Source organism: Pseudomonas sp. GW456-E7, from assembly GCF_059424105.1.
Genome location: NZ_JBWKZB010000010.1, coordinates 1 through 19,667, shown reverse-complemented (window position 1 = coordinate 19,667; position 19,667 = coordinate 1). Strand labels below are relative to the sequence as shown.

Annotated in this window: 24 protein-coding genes, 3 tRNA genes and 1 pseudogene; 17 read left to right on the top strand and 11 right to left on the bottom strand. The window is 59.2% G+C overall.

The window, feature by feature from the left end:
• Window positions 1-9: 9 nt before the first annotated feature.
• Window positions 10-240 (bottom strand): hypothetical protein, encoded by a 231-nt coding sequence (locus AC07YV_RS09015; protein WP_102702150.1) that lies wholly within the window; start codon window positions 238-240, stop codon window positions 10-12.
• Window positions 241-312: 72 nt separating this feature from the next.
• Window positions 313-669: a hypothetical protein gene (locus tag AC07YV_RS09010; RefSeq protein WP_102702151.1), complete on the bottom strand. Its 357-nt coding sequence runs from the start codon at window positions 667-669 to the stop codon at window positions 313-315.
• Between the two features lie 201 nt (window positions 670-870).
• Between AC07YV_RS09010 and AC07YV_RS09005 the strand changes: the two genes are divergently transcribed.
• From AC07YV_RS09005 to ada, 5 genes are all read left to right on the top strand, one after another.
• On the top strand, window positions 871-1,173 hold the full coding sequence (locus AC07YV_RS09005) for a DUF1883 domain-containing protein (protein ID WP_007912251.1): 303 nt from the start codon (window positions 871-873) through the stop codon (window positions 1,171-1,173).
• A 37-nt stretch (window positions 1,174-1,210) separates the two neighbouring features.
• The gene (locus tag AC07YV_RS09000; protein ID WP_007985513.1) at window positions 1,211-1,378 is read left to right on the top strand and encodes a hypothetical protein; all 168 of its coding nucleotides are present in this window, start codon (window positions 1,211-1,213) and stop codon (window positions 1,376-1,378) included.
• A gap of 117 nt (window positions 1,379-1,495) precedes the next feature.
• Window positions 1,496-2,200, top strand: a complete 705-nt coding sequence (locus AC07YV_RS08995; protein WP_102702152.1) for a 2OG-Fe(II) oxygenase — start codon at window positions 1,496-1,498, stop codon at window positions 2,198-2,200.
• Complete coding sequence (gene alkB / locus AC07YV_RS08990; protein ID WP_102702153.1) at window positions 2,190-2,870, top strand: DNA oxidative demethylase AlkB; 681 nt, start codon at window positions 2,190-2,192, stop codon at window positions 2,868-2,870. The genes AC07YV_RS08995 and alkB overlap by 11 nt, the downstream gene beginning before the upstream one ends.
• An 87-nt stretch (window positions 2,871-2,957) precedes the next feature.
• Window positions 2,958-4,022 (top strand): bifunctional DNA-binding transcriptional regulator/O6-methylguanine-DNA methyltransferase Ada, encoded by a 1,065-nt coding sequence (gene ada / locus AC07YV_RS08985; protein WP_102702154.1) that lies wholly within the window; start codon window positions 2,958-2,960, stop codon window positions 4,020-4,022.
• Here ada and acuI read toward each other — a convergent pair whose 3' ends face one another.
• On the bottom strand, window positions 4,023-5,006 hold the full coding sequence (gene acuI / locus AC07YV_RS08980; RefSeq protein ID WP_102702155.1) for an acrylyl-CoA reductase (NADPH): 984 nt from the start codon (window positions 5,004-5,006) through the stop codon (window positions 4,023-4,025).
• A 213-nt stretch (window positions 5,007-5,219) separates the two neighbouring features.
• Between acuI and AC07YV_RS08975 the strand changes: the two genes are divergently transcribed.
• The 8 genes from AC07YV_RS08975 to AC07YV_RS08940 all read left to right on the top strand — a co-directional run bounded on the left by AC07YV_RS08975 (window position 5,220) and on the right by AC07YV_RS08940 (window position 11,191).
• Window positions 5,220-6,287, top strand: coding sequence for an NAD(P)H-dependent flavin oxidoreductase (locus tag AC07YV_RS08975; RefSeq protein WP_102702156.1), 1,068 nt, complete (start codon window positions 5,220-5,222; stop codon window positions 6,285-6,287).
• 125 nt (window positions 6,288-6,412) lie between these two features.
• Window positions 6,413-7,180, top strand: coding sequence for a molybdate ABC transporter substrate-binding protein (modA, locus tag AC07YV_RS08970; RefSeq protein ID WP_102702157.1), 768 nt, complete (start codon window positions 6,413-6,415; stop codon window positions 7,178-7,180).
• A 1-nt stretch (window position 7,181) separates the two neighbouring features.
• The gene (modB, locus tag AC07YV_RS08965; RefSeq protein ID WP_007975967.1) at window positions 7,182-7,862 is read left to right on the top strand and encodes a molybdate ABC transporter permease subunit; all 681 of its coding nucleotides are present in this window, start codon (window positions 7,182-7,184) and stop codon (window positions 7,860-7,862) included.
• 3 nt (window positions 7,863-7,865) lie between these two features.
• On the top strand, window positions 7,866-8,945 hold the full coding sequence (gene modC / locus AC07YV_RS08960) for a molybdenum ABC transporter ATP-binding protein (RefSeq protein WP_102702158.1): 1,080 nt from the start codon (window positions 7,866-7,868) through the stop codon (window positions 8,943-8,945).
• A 75-nt stretch (window positions 8,946-9,020) separates the two neighbouring features.
• The gene (locus AC07YV_RS08955; protein ID WP_102702159.1) at window positions 9,021-10,046 is read left to right on the top strand and encodes a DNA topoisomerase IB; all 1,026 of its coding nucleotides are present in this window, start codon (window positions 9,021-9,023) and stop codon (window positions 10,044-10,046) included.
• A gap of 72 nt (window positions 10,047-10,118) precedes the next feature.
• Entirely contained in the window at window positions 10,119-10,340 is a 222-nt protein-coding gene (locus AC07YV_RS08950; RefSeq protein ID WP_102702160.1) for a hypothetical protein, read from the top strand.
• 129 nt (window positions 10,341-10,469) lie between these two features.
• Complete coding sequence (locus AC07YV_RS08945; RefSeq protein ID WP_007975977.1) at window positions 10,470-10,700, top strand: hypothetical protein; 231 nt, start codon at window positions 10,470-10,472, stop codon at window positions 10,698-10,700.
• A gap of 206 nt (window positions 10,701-10,906) precedes the next feature.
• Window positions 10,907-11,191, top strand: a complete 285-nt coding sequence (locus tag AC07YV_RS08940; RefSeq protein WP_102702161.1) for a hypothetical protein — start codon at window positions 10,907-10,909, stop codon at window positions 11,189-11,191.
• 16 nt (window positions 11,192-11,207) lie between these two features.
• Here the strand turns inward: AC07YV_RS08940 and AC07YV_RS08935 are convergent, their stop codons facing one another.
• Window positions 11,208-11,864 carry a TetR/AcrR family transcriptional regulator gene (locus tag AC07YV_RS08935; protein ID WP_102702162.1) on the bottom strand — a complete coding sequence of 219 codons (657 nt, stop codon included), beginning with the start codon at window positions 11,862-11,864 and terminating at the stop codon, window positions 11,208-11,210.
• A 179-nt stretch (window positions 11,865-12,043) separates the two neighbouring features.
• Between AC07YV_RS08935 and AC07YV_RS08930 the strand changes: the two genes are divergently transcribed.
• Both AC07YV_RS08930 and AC07YV_RS08925 read left to right on the top strand, forming a co-directional pair.
• On the top strand, window positions 12,044-12,886 hold the full coding sequence (locus AC07YV_RS08930) for an NAD(P)H-binding protein (protein ID WP_102702163.1): 843 nt from the start codon (window positions 12,044-12,046) through the stop codon (window positions 12,884-12,886).
• Between the two features lie 93 nt (window positions 12,887-12,979).
• Window positions 12,980-13,174, top strand: coding sequence for a hypothetical protein (locus AC07YV_RS08925; RefSeq protein WP_102702164.1), 195 nt, complete (start codon window positions 12,980-12,982; stop codon window positions 13,172-13,174).
• A 123-nt stretch (window positions 13,175-13,297) separates the two neighbouring features.
• On the opposite strand, the gene AC07YV_RS08920 is transcribed toward AC07YV_RS08925, so the two are convergent.
• Both AC07YV_RS08920 and AC07YV_RS08915 read right to left on the bottom strand, forming a co-directional pair.
• Window positions 13,298-13,903 (bottom strand): transglycosylase SLT domain-containing protein, encoded by a 606-nt coding sequence (locus AC07YV_RS08920; RefSeq protein WP_102702165.1) that lies wholly within the window; start codon window positions 13,901-13,903, stop codon window positions 13,298-13,300.
• Between the two features lie 498 nt (window positions 13,904-14,401).
• Window positions 14,402-15,949 (bottom strand): phospholipase D family protein, encoded by a 1,548-nt coding sequence (locus AC07YV_RS08915; RefSeq protein ID WP_102702167.1) that lies wholly within the window; start codon window positions 15,947-15,949, stop codon window positions 14,402-14,404.
• A gap of 273 nt (window positions 15,950-16,222) precedes the next feature.
• On the opposite strand from AC07YV_RS08915, the gene AC07YV_RS08910 reads away from it, so the two are divergent.
• Both AC07YV_RS08910 and AC07YV_RS08905 read left to right on the top strand, forming a co-directional pair.
• Window positions 16,223-17,125, top strand: a complete 903-nt coding sequence (locus AC07YV_RS08910) for a universal stress protein (RefSeq protein WP_102702168.1) — start codon at window positions 16,223-16,225, stop codon at window positions 17,123-17,125.
• Window positions 17,126-17,216: 91 nt separating this feature from the next.
• Window positions 17,217-17,435, top strand: a pseudogene (locus AC07YV_RS08905) (site-specific integrase); the annotation flags it as partial.
• Between the two features lie 80 nt (window positions 17,436-17,515).
• Here AC07YV_RS08905 and AC07YV_RS08900 read toward each other — a convergent pair.
• The 5 genes from AC07YV_RS08900 to uvrC form a co-directional block, all read right to left on the bottom strand.
• A tRNA-Leu gene (locus AC07YV_RS08900) sits at window positions 17,516-17,602 on the bottom strand.
• 195 nt (window positions 17,603-17,797) lie between these two features.
• Window positions 17,798-17,871: transfer RNA gene (locus AC07YV_RS08895), tRNA-Cys, on the bottom strand.
• Window positions 17,872-17,918: 47 nt separating this feature from the next.
• Window positions 17,919-17,994 (bottom strand) — tRNA-Gly (locus AC07YV_RS08890).
• 63 nt (window positions 17,995-18,057) lie between these two features.
• The gene (pgsA, locus tag AC07YV_RS08885) at window positions 18,058-18,618 is read right to left on the bottom strand and encodes a CDP-diacylglycerol--glycerol-3-phosphate 3-phosphatidyltransferase (RefSeq protein WP_102702169.1); all 561 of its coding nucleotides are present in this window, start codon (window positions 18,616-18,618) and stop codon (window positions 18,058-18,060) included.
• Window positions 18,619-18,650: 32 nt separating this feature from the next.
• A partial coding sequence (uvrC, locus tag AC07YV_RS08880) for an excinuclease ABC subunit UvrC (RefSeq protein WP_146025410.1) occupies window positions 18,651-19,667 on the bottom strand: 1,017 nt, incomplete at its 5' end.

Sequence of the window (19,667 nt, the reverse complement as noted above, 5' to 3'; positions counted from 1 at the left end):
GGCTCGGCCCTACAGATGAATTTCGGCGAACTTGATCCCGAGTCCGCGTACTGTTTCGATCAACTCGTCGAGTTTGCCAAAGGACTCGACTTCGTCATTGTCATCCACCAGGAAATAGCTGCGCCCGGCGCTTTTCTTGAAAAACACGATCCACTCCCCCAGCTCCGCCGGATTCTGGATCACATGGGTGGCAGTGATAAGTCCCTCTGCATGGCGCTCCCGGACCTGCTCTCGTTTCATAGTCGACTCCAGAAATGACAATGCCGCCAAAAACAGGCCTTGGCGGCATCGGTGCTGTGGGTCGATAGTTTATCAGCCGGAAATGCACTCGGTGGCAGCCTTCTGCACATCCTTTGGACGCACCGGGACATTGGACATGCTCTCGTGCAGCTTGATGCTGCTGCCACCCGAGCGCTCTTCAATGTCGAATATGGCTGACGGCCCCGTTGAAAACTTGAGCGGCACGATCACACGCAGGCCATCCTTGTGCGGCTCGATTTGCAAGGCGCCACGACTGTCGGCCAGTTTTTCGCTGAGGCATTGCGCATATTCATGGGGGTTCTTGCCAGAAATCACGCTCATGGTCGGCAGTGACTCGTTGATGTCAGAGACATTCGCACAACCGCTCACCAATGCCGCCAGCGAAACAACCCACAAACCCCACTTCATACAAAACCTCCGATAAAGAGGCTCGGACAACGCAGATGCGTTTTTTCTCCGAGGCAAACTGCTTTATCGCTCATCAAAGGTGAAATTAGCGTTTTAAATTGTCAAAGCGACCGGATAATAAGGCCTTCGGGCTGATAAACTGCGCCCATCGCCCATGCTATCGTTTTGATTTTGTAGAAAAAGCCCTTCTGGAGGCGCCCCATGAAATTTATCCATCAGCGCGAGCACCTCAATGAAGACGACATCGTCGTCATTCAATGCTCCCAAATGTGCAACATCCGTTTGATGAACGACGCCAACTTCCGCAGCTTCAAGAATGGCGGCCGTCATACCTATCACGGCGGTGCATTCGACACGTTTCCGGCGCGCATCACCGCCCCCAGCACCGGTTTCTGGAACATCACGATCGACACCGTCAACCGCCGCGCTATCAGCGTGACGCGCAAGCCCACCCTGACGCACTCGATCAAAATCATTCGCCGTTCCAGCACGAAACTGAGCTGATCGGCACACCCGAAACACGAGACAGGCAGATACGACCGTGGCCCAAACGACCAAGTACGTCATCAAATACAAACTCAACGGTGAGCGCCGCTTCGAGTTTGCCCAGCTTGAAAACGGCACCGCAGAAGAAGCCAAAGCGGCGCTGGATGCCATTCATGGACAGGACGACGTCATCAGCGAAATCAGCGTCAGCAAAGCGCTGTAACGCAACCCGGAGCGACAGTGGACGTCGGCTCCCGTTCGCAGTTCGACCGCAAGCGCCGGAGTGCCTGCTGCATTCAAGTCTTCCAGACTGGCCACCTCAACCACTAGAGGCCCGGCAATGAGCGAGCACTATCTGGACCGGCTGGACTGGCCCCGGCTGGAACAGCAACTTGACCTGGACGGTTACGCCGTCATCCCTTCACTGTTGAGCCACAAGGCTTGTGATCAGGTCAGCGCCCTGTACCCCCGGACCGAGTCCTTTCGCTCGCACGTGGTGATGGCTCGTCACGGCTTCGGCCGCGGCGAGTACAAGTATTTCAGCTACCCGTTGCCGGACCTTGTGGCGCGCTTGCGCAGCGCGCTCTACCCGCGCCTGGCGCCGATCGCCAATCGCTGGCATGAACAAATGGGTTTGCCGCAGCGTTTTCCTGACACTCATTCTGCCTTCCTCGAGCGCTGTCATGCCGCTGGTCAGAACCGTCCGACACCCTTGTTGCTGCAATATGGTCCGCAGGACTACAACTGCCTGCATCAGGATCTGTACGGTGAGCATGTTTTCCCGCTGCAAGTGGCGATTCTGCTGTCGGTCCCCGATCAAGACTTCAGCGGTGGCGAATTTGTCATGACCGAACAACGCCCGCGGATGCAGTCACGGCCGATGGTCATCAACCTGAAGAAAGGTGACGGGCTGATCTTTGCCGTCAACCAGCGGCCGGTCAAAGGCACTCGCGGTTACTACCGCGTGACCCTGCGCCACGGCGTGAGTCGCCTGCACAGCGGCAAACGGCATACCCTTGGAATCATCTTTCACGATGCGACATGAGCCCATGAACCCGCTGACTTTCGATCTGTTTGCCGATGCAGAGCCCGAGCAAGAGCCCAGGCACCAGCAGATCGGCGAACAATCCTGGGTGCTCAGGGGCTTCGCCCTGCCCTGGCTCGAGCGTTTGCTGCCCGCGCTGGAGATGGTGCTGGCGGCCGCGCCGTTTCGGCAGATGGTCACGCCCGGCGGTTTCACCATGTCGGTCGCCCTGAGCAGTTGCGGCACATTCGGCTGGACCACAGACCGCAGCGGCTATCGATACACCCGCGATGATCCACAAACCGGTCAGCCCTGGCCAATGATGCCCGAGGTGTTTCTCCAACTGGCACAAGCGGCGGCGCAGGCTGCGGGTTTCAGCGGATTTGTGCCCGATTCCTGCCTGATCAACCGCTACATCCCCGGGGCAAAAATGTCATTGCATCAAGACAAGGACGAACATTCCTACGCAGCCCCCATCGTTTCGGTATCGCTGGGCCTGCCGGCAATCTTCCTGTTCGGCGGCTTTGCACGCAGTGACAAAAGCCAGCGCATCCCCCTGCTGCATGGTGACATCGTGGTCTGGGGTGGCGTGGATCGCCTGCGTTATCACGGCGTGTTGCCGATCAAGGACGGCCTTCACCCGAGACTGGGCGAGCAACGCATCAACTTCACCTTCCGCACCGCCGGATGAAGACTTCGAATTTGACCGCAAGCGCCGGAGTGTGTGGGAATTGCCCCATGGTTAATGTGCAGGCAACTCCTCAAAGGACGTGACGCCATGACAACCCAATCGACCAAGATCACCATCGAAAACGATCCGCGCTGGGCCGCCGTGGTCGCGCGCGACCCCAAGGCTGACGGGCAGTTTGTCTATGCCGTGAAGACCACAGGCATCTACTGCAACCCCAGCAGCCTCGCGCGCCTGCCCAAGCCACACAATGTCGAATTCTTCGATAGCGCCGAACAGGCCCGGGCCGCGGGTTATCGTCCGAGCAAGCGCGCGGCAAAGGATCAGAGCGAACTCGCCGCGCAGCATGCCGCCACCGTGGCCGCTGCCTGCCGCCAGATTGAAAGCGCCGAAACGCTGCCCACCCTGGGCGAATTGGCCGAGGCTGCGGGATTGAGCAGCTTCCACTTCCATCGCGTGTTCAAAGCCGTCACCGGCCTGACGCCCAAGGGTTACGCCGATGCCCATCGTTCGCGCAAGGTGCGCGAGCGCCTGACAGACGGCGGCTCGGTGACCGATGCCCTGTATGACGCCGGCTTCAACTCCAACAGCCGGTTTTACGAAGCGGCAGACCAACTGCTCGGAATGAAACCCGGGGACTACCGCGCTGCCGGGCAAAACAACGACATTCGTTTTGCCGTGGGCCAGTGTTCGCTGGGGGCGATTCTGGTGGCGCAAAGTGAACGCGGGGTTTGCGCAATTTTGCTCGGTGATGATCCGCACCAACTGGTCTGTGATCTGCAAGACAAGTTTCGGCGAGCCAATTTGATTGGCGCCGATCAGGCGTTCGAAGCGTTGATTGCCAAGGTCGTCGGCTTTATTGAAGCCCCGGCGATTGGCCTGGACCTGCCCTTGGACGTGCGCGGCACCGCGTTTCAGGAACGGGTCTGGCAAGCGCTGCGGGAAATACCCGTTGGCAGCACGGCGAGCTACGCCGATGTCGCGTTACGCATCGGTTCGCCAAAAGCCGTTCGCGCCGTGGCTCAAGCCTGTGGCGCGAACAACCTGGCCGTGGCGATCCCGTGCCATCGCGTGGTGCGCAGCGATGGCAATCTCTCGGGCTATCGCTGGGGTGTCGAACGCAAACGCCAGTTGCTGGAGCGTGAATCGCAGTAATCAGCGATTCACGTCCACCACCACGCGCCCGCGCAACTGCCCGGCAAGCAAGCGCGGCGCGGCCTCGATGGCTTCGCTCAAGCCGATTTCGTGACTGATCAACGGCAACAGGTTGAAGTCCAGGTCCTTGGCCAGGCGACTCCAGGCCTCCACGCGCTTGGCTTTGGGCTGGGTCACGCTGTTGATGCCGGCCAGGGTTACACCGCGCAGGATGAACGGCGCAACGGACGCCGGAAAGTCCATGCCCTGCGCCAAACCACAAGCCGCGACGGTGCCATTGGCCTTGGTGCTGGCGCACGCATTGGCCAGGGTGTGGCTGCCCACCGAATCGATCACGGCCGCCCAGCGCTCCTTGGCCAAGGGTTTGCCCGGCTCGGACAAGGTGGCGCGATCGATGATTTCGCTGGCGCCCAGTTGCTTCAGGTAGTCGTGCTCCGAGGTACGTCCGGTGGACGCGACCACCCGATAGCCGAGCCTGTTCAGCAACGCGATGGCGAAACTGCCGACGCCACCGTTGGCGCCGGTCACCAGGATTTCGCCCTGCCCGGGGGTCACACCATTATGTTCCAAAGCCAGGATGCTCAGCATGGCCGTGTAGCCCGCCGTACCGATGGCCATCGCCTGGGCGGCGGTGAATGCCTTGGGCAACGGGATCAGCCAGTCACCGTTCAGGCGAGCCTTCTGCGCCAGGCCGCCCCAATGCCCTTCCCCTACGCCCCAGCCATTGAGCAGGACTGCGTCACCGACCTTGTAGTCCGGATGCCCGCTGACCTCGACCACACCGGCCAGGTCGATGCCCGGCACCATCGGGAATTTGCGCACCACCGGACTGCTGCCGGTGATCGCCAGGCCATCCTTGAAGTTCAGCGTGCTGTAGGCAACACGCACCGTGACATCGCCCTCGGGTAACTGATCGTCCTGGATCTCTTGCAGTGTCGCCCGGTAACCGCTGTCGTCTTTGTCGATCAAAACACCTTTGAACATTACGGCCTCTCAATGGAATCAGTCGGGTTGTGGTGCATTTGAAATAACACATGGCAGCAGATTGTCGTACTCGACTTTAAGCCAATCAGCCAAGCCGTCGGGCGCCGAAGAAAGCCTGGCGAACTGAAAAGACGACTGGCCTTGCGCCAATCGTTGCGTTACAAATCCTGTTCTACCGTCCCAGCCCTGCTTCAACGTCGGAGAACACAGCACATGACCCCATGGCCAGATACCCGCATACTTGACCTGCTCGGGATCGAGCTGCCGATCATTCAGGCGCCGATGGCCGGAGCCAACAACTCGGCCATGGTGATTGCAGCCTGCAATGCCGGCGGCCTCGGTTCGATGCCAGCGGCGATGCTCAGCATCGACCAACTGCGCGAAGAGCTGAAAACAATCCGCCAACACACCCAGCGCCCGATCAACGTCAATTTTTTCTGTCATCAAACTCCAGCCCCTGATGAGCAACGCGCGCAGGACTGGAAAAACCTGCTGCAACCCTACTACCAGGAACTCGGTGCCGATTTCGATGCGCCAACCCCGGTGTCCAATCGGGCGCCGTTCGATGACGCGGCCTGCCAAGTGATCGAAGAGTTTCGCCCTGAAGTGGTGAGCTTTCACTTTGGCCTACCGGAAAAACCCCTGTTCGACCGGGTCAAAGCCACCGGTGCGAAAGTGTTGTCCTCGGCCACCACCGTCGAAGAAGCGGTGTGGCTGGAGCAGCATGGCTGCGATGCGATCATCGCCATGGGCTATGAAGCCGGAGGCCATCGCGGGATGTTCCTCAGCGATGACCTGAGCAGCCAGGTGGGGACTTTCGCCCTGGTGCCGCAAGTCGTCGATGCAGTGAAAGTGCCGGTGATTGCCGCTGGCGGCATCGCTGACGCACGAGGCGTCGCCGCCGCCTTCATGCTGGGCGCTTCGGCGGTACAGGTGGGCACGGCGTACCTGTTCACCCCGGAGGCCAAGGTCAGCCCGTCCCATCACAAAGCGTTGCGCACCGCCAAGGAAAGCGAGACGGCGGTGACCAACGTGTTCACCGGTCGCCCGGCCCGGGGCATCCTTAACCGGGTGATGCGTGAACTGGGGCCCATGAGCACCAAGGCTCCGGCCTTCCCCCTGGCTGGTGGCGCGTTGATGCCGTTGCGGGCCAAAGGTGAAGCGGACTTCAGCAACCTCTGGGCCGGCCAGGCATTTACTCTCGGCGTTGAATTGACCACCGAGGCACTGACTCGAAAACTGGCTGAAGAAGGATTAGCGAGACTGCTAGGTCGCCCCTGAGCATAACCTGCGTTAAAATTGTATACAATTATAAACGCAGCACATTCCGTTTAAAGGCAATCCGCTATATATTTCTCTACATAACGATTTACCCTAGCTGCAATTGCCTTTAACGGAGCCGTTTCATGACCATTCGCGTCTCACGTTTTGCCCCTGCGTGCCTCACGAGCCTGCTCGCCGTATTTGCTTTCGGCTCGGCCCAGGCGGACGAAGTCCAGGTGGCTGTCGCTGCCAACTTCACCGCCCCCATCCAGGCCATCGCCGCGGATTTCGAAAAGGACACCGGGCATAAACTGGTCACCGCCTTTGGCGCCACCGGCCAGTTCTACACCCAGATCAAAAACGGCGCGCCGTTCGAAGTGTTCCTCTCGGCAGACGACAGCACCCCGAAAAAACTCGAGGCCGAAGGCGACACCGTCAAGGGTTCGCGTTTCACCTACGCGGTCGGCACCCTGGCGCTGTGGTCGGCCAAGGAAGGCTACGTCGATGCCAAGGGCGATGTGCTGAAAAAGAACGAGTACCAGCACCTGTCCATCGCCAATCCGAAGGCTGCGCCTTACGGCCTGGCGGCGACCCAGGTGCTGGCCAAGGAAGGTCTGACCGACAAGGTCAAGGACAAGATCGTTGAAGGCCAGAACATCACCCAGGCCTATCAGTTCGTCTCCACCGGCAACGCCGAGCTGGGTTTTGTCGCGCTGTCGCAGATCTACAAGGATGGCAAGATCACCAGCGGTTCGGCCTGGATCGTTCCGGCCAGCCTGCACGACCCGATCAAGCAGGACGCCGTGATCCTCAACAAGGGCAAGGACAACCCGGCCGCCAAGGCATTGGTTGACTACCTCAAGGGGCCGAAAGCGGCAGCTGTCATCAAGTCCTACGGCTACGAAATCTAAAATGTCGCTATCGAGTGCCGATTTTTCCGCCATCTGGCTGACCCTGAAACTGGCGTCCCTGACGACCGTCATCCTGCTGATTGTCGGCACTCCGATTGCGTTATGGCTTTCGCGCACCCGCTCCTGGTGGCGCGGTCCGGTCGGGGCGATTGTCGCCCTGCCCCTGGTGTTGCCACCGACCGTGATCGGTTTTTATCTGTTGCTGGCGCTGGGCCCTCACGGGTTCATTGGCCAGTTCACCCAATCACTCGGTCTTGGCACCCTCACCTTCAGTTTTGCAGGTCTGGTCATTGGCTCGGTGTTGTATTCGATGCCCTTTGTCGTCCAGCCGCTGCAAAACGCTTTTTCCGCCATTGGCACGCGCCCGCTCGAAGTGGCTGCGACGCTGCGGGCCAATCCCTGGGACACCTTTTTCAGCGTGACCCTGCCCCTGGCCCGCCCCGGTTTCATTACCGCCGCCATTCTCGGTTTCGCCCACACCGTCGGCGAGTTCGGCGTGGTGCTGATGATCGGTGGCAACATTCCCGAGAAGACCCGCGTGGTCTCGGTGCAGATCTACGATCACGTCGAAGCCATGGAATACGCCCAGGCCCACTGGCTGGCCGGGGCGATGCTGGTGTTCTCGTTTGTCGTCTTGCTGGCGCTGTATTCCAGCCGAAAAACCAAAGCGGGCTGGAGCTGAACGATGATTCACATGCGCCTGAAACTGGATTACCCGGGCTTCGCCCTGGACGTCGACTTGCAACTGCCGGGCCGTGGCGTCACGGCGCTGTACGGTCATTCCGGCTCGGGCAAGACCACTTGCCTGCGCTGCATCGCCGGTCTGGAACGGGCCGATCAGGGTTTTATCCAGATCAACGATGAAGTCTGGCAAGACAGCGCCAACAAGGTTTTCGTCGCACCGCACAAACGCACGCTGGGCTACGTGTTCCAGGAAGCCAGCCTGTTTCCTCATCTGTCGGTGCTGGCCAACCTGGAATTCGGCCTCAAGCGCATCCCGAAGCCGCAGCGGCGGGTCGACATGGCCCACGCCAGCGAGTTGCTGGGTATCCGCCATTTGCTGGACCGCCATCCGCAACACCTTTCGGGCGGCGAGCGACAGCGCGTCGGCATCGCCCGCGCCTTGCTCACCAGCCCGAAACTGTTGTTGATGGACGAGCCACTGGCCGCGTTGGATGCCCAACGCAAAAGTGAAATCCTGCCCTACCTGCAGCGGCTGCACGACGAGCTCGACATTCCGGTGCTGTACGTCAGCCACTCCCAGGATGAGGTCGCGCGGCTGGCCGACCATATCGTGTTGCTCAGCCACGGCAAGGCACTGGCCAGCGGTCCGATCGGCCAGACCCTGGCGCGCCTCGACTTGCCTCTGGCCATGGGGGACGACGCCGGCGTGGTGATCGAAGGTCGTGTCAGCGCCTATGACGCCGACTACCAATTGCTGAGCCTGCAATTGCCCGGCACCAGCCTGAACATTCGGGTACCGCATACGCCCATGGATACAGGCCAGGCACTGCGCTGCAAGGTTCAGGCGCGGGATGTCAGCCTGAACCTGCACAGTGCCGGGCAAAGCAGCATTCTCAATCGCCTGCCGGTGACGGTGGTCAGTGAAATGAACGCCGACAACGCCGCCCATGTGCTGATTCGCCTGGACGCCGCCGGTACGCCGCTGCTGGCGCGGATCACGCGTTATTCCCGCGATCAACTGAACGTCCACCCTGGCCAGCAACTCTGGGCACAAATCAAAGCGGTCGCAGTGCTGGCGTAAATCCGCCGGCACGACTGCAGCGGGGCGCGGTCCATGGCTGTAACGCCCCGTGATTCCTCGCCCAGGACGCTTGTCATGCCTGATGAACTGCCGCCTGACCTGCATTATGTCGATGACACCCAACCGGGCATCACCCGCAGGAAACTGCGCGGAAAATTCGCCTATTTCGACCCGGCGGGCCGGCGCATCACCGACCCGGAGGCGATCAAGCGTCTCAACGCACTCGCGGTGCCCCCCGCCTATACCGAGGTGTGGATCTGCGCCGATCCATGCGGGCACCTGCAGGCCACCGGCCGGGATGCCCGGGGTCGCAAACAATACCGTTATCACCCGCGCTGGCGGGAGGTGCGCGACGCCGACAAATACTTGCGCCTGCGTGAGTTCGGGCTGGCCTTGCCGAAACTGCGCCAGCGACTGGAGGCCGAATTGGCGGCACCGGGGTTCAGTCGCGACAAAGTCATGGCCACGGTCATCACTTTGCTGGACACGACGTTGATCCGTATCGGCAACAGCCAATATGCCCGGGACAACCGCTCCTATGGCCTGACGACCTTGCGCAGCCGCCATGTAGAGATCAACGGCAGTGCCATCCTGTTCCAGTTCCGCGGCAAAAGTGGCGTCGAACACCAGATCACCGTGAAAGACCGAAGACTGGCGCGGATCATCAAACGTTGCCAGGACATTCCCGGGCAGAACCTGTTTCAGTATCTGGATGAAAACGGAGACCGGCACACCGTCAGTTCATCCGACATCAACAGCTATTTGCAAACGCTCACCGGCGCCGATTTCACCGCCAAGGATTACCGCACCTGGGCCGGCAGCGTCCTGGCGCTGGCGATGTTGCGCAAACTGCACTGGGAGCCTGAAACGGACGCCAGGCGGCACCTGGTGGAAATGGTCAAGAACGTTGCCAGGCAGCTCGGCAATACCCCGGCGGTGTGCCGCAAATGCTATATCCACCCGGCGGTGCTGGATGGCTTTGTTCTCGGTGATCTGGCGCAACTGCCAAGGAACAGGGCGCGCAAGGGGCTATCGGCCGAGGAGGTCGGGCTGGCGATCTTCCTTGAGAGAATGCCCGCCGCGCCTGAACCGACGAATTGACCTGCCTATTTTTTGCACGATCACCAATGACTTCTATAGTTGAACTGAACACGAATCCGCTGCGGAGACGCCATGGAAGACATTTTCGTCGTGAAGCGTTGCAACAGGATCATCATTCATGGCCGCCGTGCGGGTGAAAATGACCACCTGCCGCCGGATGCCGCGGTCTGGTATCGCATCGCCGATACCCGCACCCAAGGCTTTATCGGAGATGGCTACGACACTGAAGAAGACGCTCAGCGTGTTTGCCGGCAGTTGAACGCCAAATCACAAGTGACAGCCCGACAAAGTTGAGGGCCTGTCACCATTTTTTAACGGGTCTATACTGAAATGGCTGAAGGAACAGCGACCCCAACGGCAGAAAGCTCGCTCCAGGCGGGCTTTTTGCTGCCACACCAGGTTTCTTGAACGGAGGTGTCTCCCATGTCCGAAAAAGAGTCCATCACCACCCTGCTCACCTTGCTGGACTCCCGTCAGGCGCGCCTGGCTGCGGCCTGCAAGGAAATCGCCGACTGGGTCGATCATCAAGGCGGACACCCCACCGCCCTCAGAATTCGTGATCGCCTCAACGACATCGAGAAGGACACGCCGCTGATCCGGCACACCCTGTCTTCTCTCCAGCCTGTCGACCGGCCTCTGCCTCGGTTCAGATGACCGCCACGGATTCGCTGTACGAGGACAGGCCCGATTCGGGCAGCATGACCGGTGGCACTGACGCCTCCGGATAGCTGGCTGCCTGCCGAGTTTTCACCCACTCTTGCAACCCGACCTCGTGCCGGGATTTTTTGTGGCGCAAAACCAATCGAACGTCACCGCTCACGTGGGGTCAACCGATCACACGTCACCAAGGAGACGTTCCAATGGTCACTCACTTCAAAGTCAGCGGGCACCTGGCCTGCGGTCATCACGGCAACAACCTGGTATCGACCCGCGAACTCAATCGGGTCAAATGCAGAAGCTGCCGAAACACCGACGCCTACAAAGAAGCCCGCAAGGCTGAACGCAACGCGGCCCGCCGCGCAGCACGCAAAGCCAAAGCCGTGCACACCGCCGATAACTGGCGTTCAGCCTGGACCGAACGACTGACCGCGATGGCCGGCCGGCAACGACTGCCACGGGGATTTCCCGGCCAACCTTTCGTCTAGGCAGCTTTTACTGCGATCAGATGTCCCTGCACGCTGGCTCCAGGACCTCGCGCAGGGACATACGCTTGAACGCCTCGACCAGCGCGCGCCCTTCCTCTGGCGTACAAGTGACCGCCAAGCGCATGGTCGCCTCGCCCAGGTGCCAGATCAAAAACGCGGATTGCCGGACCTTCAGCTCATCGCTTTGCGGATATACACGAAGCATGGTCTGGGCCAGCAGCGTTCCGGCCACCCGGCTCTCCTCCAGCTCCAGCTGCAACAACTGCTTGTCGGCCTGCATGCCGGACCAGATGTCACGCATCACCGGTGTCGCCATCACGATCTCGTAATACAGGTCGAGCAACTGCGAATAGGCGGCCTGCAACCCTTGGGCATCCTCGACAGCCTCCAATGCCTGTGCAATGCAACGACGGCTCTCAGCGTTGTAGCGTTCGGCGAGCGTTCGAATGACGGCGCTCTTGTCGGGGAAATACTGATAAAGGGAACCGATCGAGATCTCGGCGCGCTCGGCGATTTCACTCATCTTGAGCTGATCGCTGCCCTTGTCCGCAATCAATTGAGTCGCTGCTGACAGAATCCGCTCCTGACGCTCGCGACTGCGCTGTTGCATGGGATTACGCCGAACAGCTTCTGCAGCTGGATGTTCGAGGGCTTCAGGGGTCTTTTTGCGCACGAGTGAATTTCCCGATCAATAACGTGACATGTACTCACCTTAGCATCGCCCATCCCCATGCCAAACAACTGATGTCCACCCGTCGGGCGATTCGATCCGATGGGTTGACGTACAAACATGAGGATCTATCATCTTTTAAACGTGAGTATTACTCACATTAACCGATGGAGATGAACGCGATGAACACCGCCCAGCAAACCCTGTTGGTCCTCGGCGCCACCGGCAAAACCGGACGGCGAATCACCCAACGACTCGAAGCGGCCGGCCTGCCCGTTCGCCAGGGTTCCCGCGATGCGAATCCTCCTTTCGACTGGGAAGATCGATCGACCTGGGACGCCGTAATCGATGGTGTTCATGCGGTCTACATATCCTTCCAGCCCGATCTCGCCGTTCCAGGCGCCGTGGAAACCATCCAGGCTTTCACCGACCTGGCGGTGAAAAGCGGAGTCCGCAAACTGGTTTTGTTATCCGGGCGCGGCGAAGTCGAAGCGCAACAGGCCGAACGTGTCGTACAGGACAGCGGGATTGACTGGACGATTCTGCGGGCCAGCTGGTTTTGCCAGAACTTCAGCGAGGCGCACTTTCTTGAACCCATTGTGCAAGGAGAACTCGCACTCCCCGTCGGCCAGGTCGCCGAACCCTTTGTCGATGCAGACGACATCGCCGAGTGCGCCGTCGCCGCATTGACCCAACCCGGGCACACACACCAGCTCTATGAATTGACCGGCCCTCGGGCGTTGACCTTTGCCGACGCCGTGGCCGAGATTGCCCGTGCCACCCATCGCAACATCGAATTCGTGGCCGTACCGGCGCCCGCCTATCGACAGGCAATGGAACAGGAACAACTTCCCCCGGCGTTGATCGATCTGGTGCTGTACCTCTTCACCACCGTGCTCGACGGCCGCAACACACCTGTGACCGATGGCGTTCAGCGGGCACTGGGACGGCCGGCGCGCGACTTCAGCGACTACGTGCAGCGCACCGCAGCTGCGGGCATCTGGGGAAATGATCGTCCGATGTAACGCATTGGCGAGAACAGGGTTCGTCGGCTAGGGTCTCTTGCGTATCGAACTGCGGCGCCTTTATTGGCAGGAGCCTGATCAAGGAGAAAACGCATGTCACTCAATCGTAGCGCCGAACAAACCTATCGCCAGTGGTCCACCCCGATCCTGCTGGAACTCAAGGAGCGAGAGCATCAATTGACCCCGTCAGACCGCCAGGCGTTGGAAAACGTGTTGCAGGAAAGAAGGCTGATCAACACCGGCAACCCGACCGGCAGCGATCGTCGCAAGGCAGGCCCGGCTTCCTGAAAAACATCCGGCAGCCACCCTCAAGACAGAAATGATGGCGCAGAAACCGACAAGGGCTTGCATCGGCTTTCGCTGGCAAGCCCTTGATCCCGGATAACGCCTGCTAGCGGAGTCTTTGCCGCGCTAGAACCACCCACTGCGATCATCCTCCAGCGCCTGGCGACACTGCTTGAGTTGGGCGTTGTAAATCTCCGATTGCTTTTGCACTTTCTGGGCAACCTGCATCAGCCACGGTTTACTGCGATAGGAATTGCGGCTAAAGCCCCCACGCCCCTCGTGATAAGCCAGGTACTGATTGTAGGTGTCCCATTTGGAGATTCCGAGCTGACGTTGCGTGCCCGTGGTGTACCAGCCGATAAACATGATCGCGTCGTCGAAACTGTCACGTGAGCCGCCGTTGCCGGTACTGTCCTTGTACTCACCCCACACCGGGTCCTGAGCCTGCGCATAACCGTAGGCCGAACTGACTCGCCCCCAGGGGATCACCCAGAGCAGGTAGTCACGCGGCGGCAATGCGTCCGCCACGTAGCTGCTTTCCTGCTTCATGATCGCCATGGCCACATGCAGAGGCGTCCCATACTCACTCTGCATTTCCAGCGAGTCCTCGTACCAGTCGGGATACTCACGGTAAATGCTGCAGAGATTGTTTTGATCCTTGGGTGGCGTAGTCGTGCAACCTGTCAAAAACATGAACAACAAAGCCAACAGCAAAAAATTTCGTTGTGTCATCCATCACGCTCAAAAATAAGTTCTTCGCACAATCCCGGGTAACTACTGTAGGAGCCAGCCTGCTGGCGATGGAATCCAGTGCGCCGCGTTAATCCAGATCCCACGCGTTATCGTTGACGACCATCGCTGGCAAGCCAGCTCCCACAGGGGACCCTGCCCACGCTAAAACTGTAGGAGCCGGCTTGCTGGCGATGGGCTCGAATGCGCCGCGTTCATCCAGTTCACCCGCGTTATCGTTCACGACCATCGCTGGCAAGCCAGCTCCTACAGGAGCCAGCCTGCTGGCGATGGACTCCAGTGCGCCGCGTTTATCCAGTTCACACGTGTAATCGTTAACGACCAACACTGGCAAGCCGTCTCCTGCAAGGCGCCTGAGTCAGGCAATTGCAGGCAAAAACGTCAGAAGACTTTCAGCTTGATCGCGTCACCCTTATCAAAAGGGTTCTTTGTAAATCCCTGTTGCACGACGAGACCAGAGGGGGGACTCCGGGTTTCGATCTAGAGCATCTTCTCCAGGCCGACCTTGTCGCTGAGCCAGGCTTTGAAGCTGCGCCATGTGCCGCCGGGTTCCTTGCGCAAGGTATGTTGTCGACCGTCGTCCTCGGTGAGCCAGACGACTTCGCCGTTTTCCAGTCGGGCCTGGTAACTCATGGCCGGCGCCATGCCCTCAAGCGCCGCCTGACGCACGTAGCCGGCCAGTTCAGGACTGTCGACCAGCACTCCGACTTCAGTGTTCCAGAACACTGAACGCGGGTCGAAATTGAACGAGCCGATGAACACTTTCTGCTTGTCCAGGATCATGGCCTTGGTGTGCAGGCTGGAGTCCGAGCCACCACTGAATCCAAACGAAGAGCTGCGGCCGGGATCGTCCGGCTGACGCCGCAGCTCATAGAGTTTCACGCCATGTTCGAGCAGCGTCTTGCGATACGGTGCATAGCCGCCATGCACCGCCGGCACATCGGTGGCTTCCAGTGAGTTGGTCAGCAGGCGCACATCAACGCCGGCATCGGCACGGCCCAGTAGATAGTCCATGCCCGACTGTTGCGGGACGAAGTAGGCCGAGATCATGATCAGCTCGTTACTGACGCCATCGAGTTCAGGCCGCAGTTGTGTGGCCATCAATAACGCGCGTGCCGGTTCGCCGTCAGCCAGGACCTTGCTCGGAGCGTCCCACATCGCCGTGTTATGGGCCCAGATCAGCTGCTTGCGCCAAGTCTCGAATTGCGGATGAGTCTGGTAGGTCATGAGATGGTTGTACAAAGCCCTGTGCTCGGTACGTGAGGACTGGAGCGATTGCTCCAGACGTTGACGGCTCTCGAGCAAGTCTTGTGCTGTCGGCTTGTTGATCTGGAAGTCACTGATCGACTGGCTCAAGGCGCTGTTCCAGTACTGATCGAAGCTGTGTCCCAACTGTTCGGCGACCGGTCCGATGCAAAGCAGGTCCATGTCGGTGAAGTTGAGATCCGGCTTGGCGTCGAAATATTCATCCCCCAGGTTGCGTCCGCCGACGATGGCTGCGCTGTTGTCAGCCAGCCACAATTTGTTGTGCATGCGTCGGTGTTGTTGGGAAAGATCAAGCAAACGGCCCATGGTTCGAGTCACCACGGTGCTGCGCCCCAGATGCAAAGGGTTGAAGACGCGGATATGGATGTTCGGGTGCACCGCCAGGGTAGCGATGACTTCTTCCTGGCCGTCGGTGGCGGTGTCATCGAGCAGGATACGTATCCGTACGCCGCGATCGGCAGCCAGCAGCATTTCATTGACCAGTGCCCGGGTGCTGAGACCGTTATGCACGATGTAGTACTGCAGATCGACGGATTTCTGCGCATTGCGGATCAACTCGGCGCGCGCCCGGAAGGCTTCACTGCTGTTGGGCAGCAAGCGAAAACCCGAGCGCCCCTCATGCGCGGCAGCCTGAGCCTGGATCGAACGCCCGAAAGCCGATTCGCTGGCGGGGATCGCCTCGCTGAAGTCGTGGGGCATGCGCGTGGTGGCGCAGCCGACTAGCAGCAACGCGAAAAACATGGCGCAGAGGAGCCGGGACATGGGCTGGTCCTCAACCTCGACGGGTGTAGATGTGGACCCGGCATCCAGCCAGTACCGGCTGCCGAGAACACGCAGCCCTCGATAATCCGCACGACTTGTTCCAGTAAAGCAGAGATATGCGCAGGGCGACTCCTCCCGTGCGCGGTCACTGATTGCGGGCGTATATTGGTAGTGTCGATCCGGGAAGTTGAGACGGCAGGAACTCGCCAATAGTGTGGCGCACGAGAGTGCCGGCGGAAACTAACGGATAACCCAGAATGCTGGAGGTGCGACATGAGCCAATATCAACGCCTCTTTCTGATTGTCGGTCCAGCCATGCGTCACACGCCGGCGCTAGAGCGGGCAGTCGCACTTGCCAAAGCCACTGGCGCGGTACTGCATATCGCGGTGTTTATCGAAGACGTCGACATCCTGGGGTTGATGAGCGGGAATGAGCAATTTCGCGAGATCTGTCAGCAAGAGAACCAGAAGTGGCTGCAAGATGAAGCCCAACTGATGCGCGGCAATGGTATTACGGTGACCACCGAAGTTGCATTAGCTCGGGACGTACTGCAGGAAATCCTTCAGCATGTGAAGGACCTGCATCCAGATCTGGTTATCAAGGACGTACACCACGAATCAGCGATCAAACGCGTATTCGTCACGCCTCTGGACTGGCATCTGGTGCGTGATTGCCCGGTTGCTGTTCATCTGGTCAGCGAAGTCAGGTGTCCACTTCCGCGGGTGATAGTGGCAGCAGTGGATTTGTCGCATCCAGAGCACCAGATCACTGAGATCAACGATCGCATCGTCCTGGCTGCACAGCGGATGGCAATGCAGTGCAATGCAGAGTTGCACCTGCTGCACGCCTTCGATCCATCGCAAACACATATCTCTGACGCCGGGGCCGGCGCCGTGACGATGCCAGGCTTCATCAACGACGTACGTCGGTCGCTGCATAAGTCCTTCATTGCGTTGGCTGACAGCTACCACATACCCTCTGAACGACAACACTTCATTGAAGGGTCGCCTACCAAAGTGATGTCCGACTTCGCCGCCAATAGTCGAACCGATGTGATCGTAATGGGAAGTTCACATCGAAAAGGGCTGCACAAGCTGATTGGCAGCACTACAGAACACGTCCTATATCAGGTGCCCTGCAATGTCTTGGCAATAAAGGGGCAAGTTGATCAGTAGGAATAGTCTTCAGGCTGACAATCACGGCCGTGTTTTACGGAGAGTGTTGACTGGGCGGTATCTGGCTTGTCGGTGAAGGCAGATATCGGTGGCGATGTTGCGGGGAAGGTTTGGCTTGGCCAGGGAAGCAGCCGGGGTTTCAGAATTCGAGTTCCAGATGCGCAATTTGCGCGCTAAAGCCGGCACGGACAAGGCGGAGTCAAGCGGCGATATTCTGCAGGCCAGAGATCGACTTGGGCATAGGACCGTCGTAATGACCGAGCAGTACATCCGCAATCGAATGGGGAATAAGGTCTCTCCAACAAAGTGAATTGCGGACCAGATCAATAATTGCGGACCAGAAACGAACAAGGGTTTGCTCAGCTTTCGCTCGCAAACCCTTGATATATATGGTGCCCGAAGCCGGAATCGAACCGGCACGCCCTTACGAGCGGGGGATTTTAAGTCCCATGCGTCTACCAGTTTCGCCATTCGGGCGGTAGCGCGGTGAAGCGTCCAGGTTTTGCCAAATAACGATCTGGCAGTTATGACGCCTGTGCAGCAGAGGTGGAAATATATACATCCCGCCCCGGTGAAGCAAGTTCGCAAATACCCTTTTCAAGACTAAATCTTGCAGGCTACTGCAAATAAAAAAGCTCCGTAAATCATAGATCTACGGAGCTTGTTTATTAGTGGAGGCCGAGGTCGGAATCGAACCGGCGTAGGCGGATTTGCAATCCGCTGCATAACCATTTTGCTACTCGGCCTCAAAACATTTGATATCTAGTAGCGCGACATCAAATGCGTACAAACTTGGAGCGGGAAACGAGACTCGAACTCGCGACCCCGACCTTGGCAAGGTCGTGCTCTACCAACTGAGCTATTCCCGCGTCTTGGTGTGGCGCATTCTATAGAATCCAGAAGCCCCGTCAACCCTTTGATTCAAAAAAGTTTTATTTCTTTTCAACGTCGGTCTTCAGATGTGGCCAGGCAGCCCGCAAGTACTGGACCATCGACCACAAAGTCAGGCCGGCCGACACCATCAGCAAGGTGTAGCCCAGCAAGACCCAGAAACTGAAATCCTTGGGGTTGGCCAGCAGGATCACCAGCGCGAGCATTTGCGCGGCGGTTTTCCATTTGCCAAGGTTCGATACGGCGACGTGGGCACGTGCGCCCAGTTCGGCCATCCATTCGCGCAGGGCCGAGACGACAATCTCGCGACCGATGATCACGGCAGCCGGCAGCGTGAGCCACAGGTTTCCGTGTTCCTGCACCAACAGTACCAGCGCAACCGCGACCATCAGCTTGTCGGCAACCGGATCGAGAAAAGCCCCGAACGGTGTGCTTTGCTCCAGGCGGCGGGCCAGGTACCCGTCCAGCCAGTCGGTGGCGGCAGCAAAGGCGAAGACCGAGGCGGAAGCCAGGAAGCTCCAGTGGTAAGGCAGGTAGAACAGCAAAATAAAGATCGGAATGAGCAGAACGCGTAGAACGGTAATCAGATTAGGGATATTCATCGGCACAACTGGCTACGAGGTGAGGGGGCATTCTACTCGCTGTGCAGATTTGCATAAATCAACTCTGCGAGCTTTTTACTGATCCCGGGGGCTTTGGCAATTTCTTCGATGCTTGCACGAGACAGCTCCTGCAATCCACCAAAATGTTTCAACAAATCCCGCCGACGTGTCGGACCGACGCCAGCGACGCCTTCCAGTGTAGACGTCCGGCGGGTTTTTCCACGCCGGGCGCGGTGCCCGGTAATGGCAAATCGGTGGGCTTCGTCGCGAATCTGCTGGATCAGATGCAGCGCGGGAGAATCGCCACGCAAGGTGAATTCATGCGCGGCGTCGTTCAGGTACAGGGTTTCGAAACCGGCCTTGCGCGTCGCGCCTTTTGCCACGCCGAGCAGGATCAGATCAGGTACGGCCAGTTCATCGAGCACGTCGCGGGCCATGGACAACTGGCCTTTACCGCCATCCACCAGCAGGATATCCGGCAGCTTGCCCTCCCCGTCCTTCAGTTTGCTGAAGCGTCGGGTCAACGCCTGGTGCATCGCCGCGTAATCATCGCCGGCCGTAACGCCCTCGATGTTGTACCGGCGGTAGTCGGACTTGATCGGGCCTTCGGGGCCGAAGACCACGCAGGACGCCACTGTCGCCTCGCCACTGGAGTGACTGATGTCGTAGCACTCCAGGCGTTGTGGAGGCTCATCCAGCTTCAGCACCTCGGCCAGCGCATCAAAGCGCGCCGTAATATGCTGACGATTCGCCAGGCGCGCACTCAGCGCCTGCTCGGCATTGGTCACCGCCAATTGCTGCCAGCGTGCTCGCGTGCCACGCACGCGATGGCTGATGGTCAGTTCACGACCGCGCAGCTCGTCGATGGCCGCGATCAGTGTTGGAAAGTCATCGTGGACCACATTGACGATCAGCTCGCTGGGCAAGTCGCGTTCAGGGCTGCTGATGAAGTATTGGCCGAGAAACGCGGCCATGACTTCAGAAACGTCTTCTTCAATACCGACTTGAGGGAAGAAGTTCTTGCTGCCCAACACCCGCCCGCCCCGCAC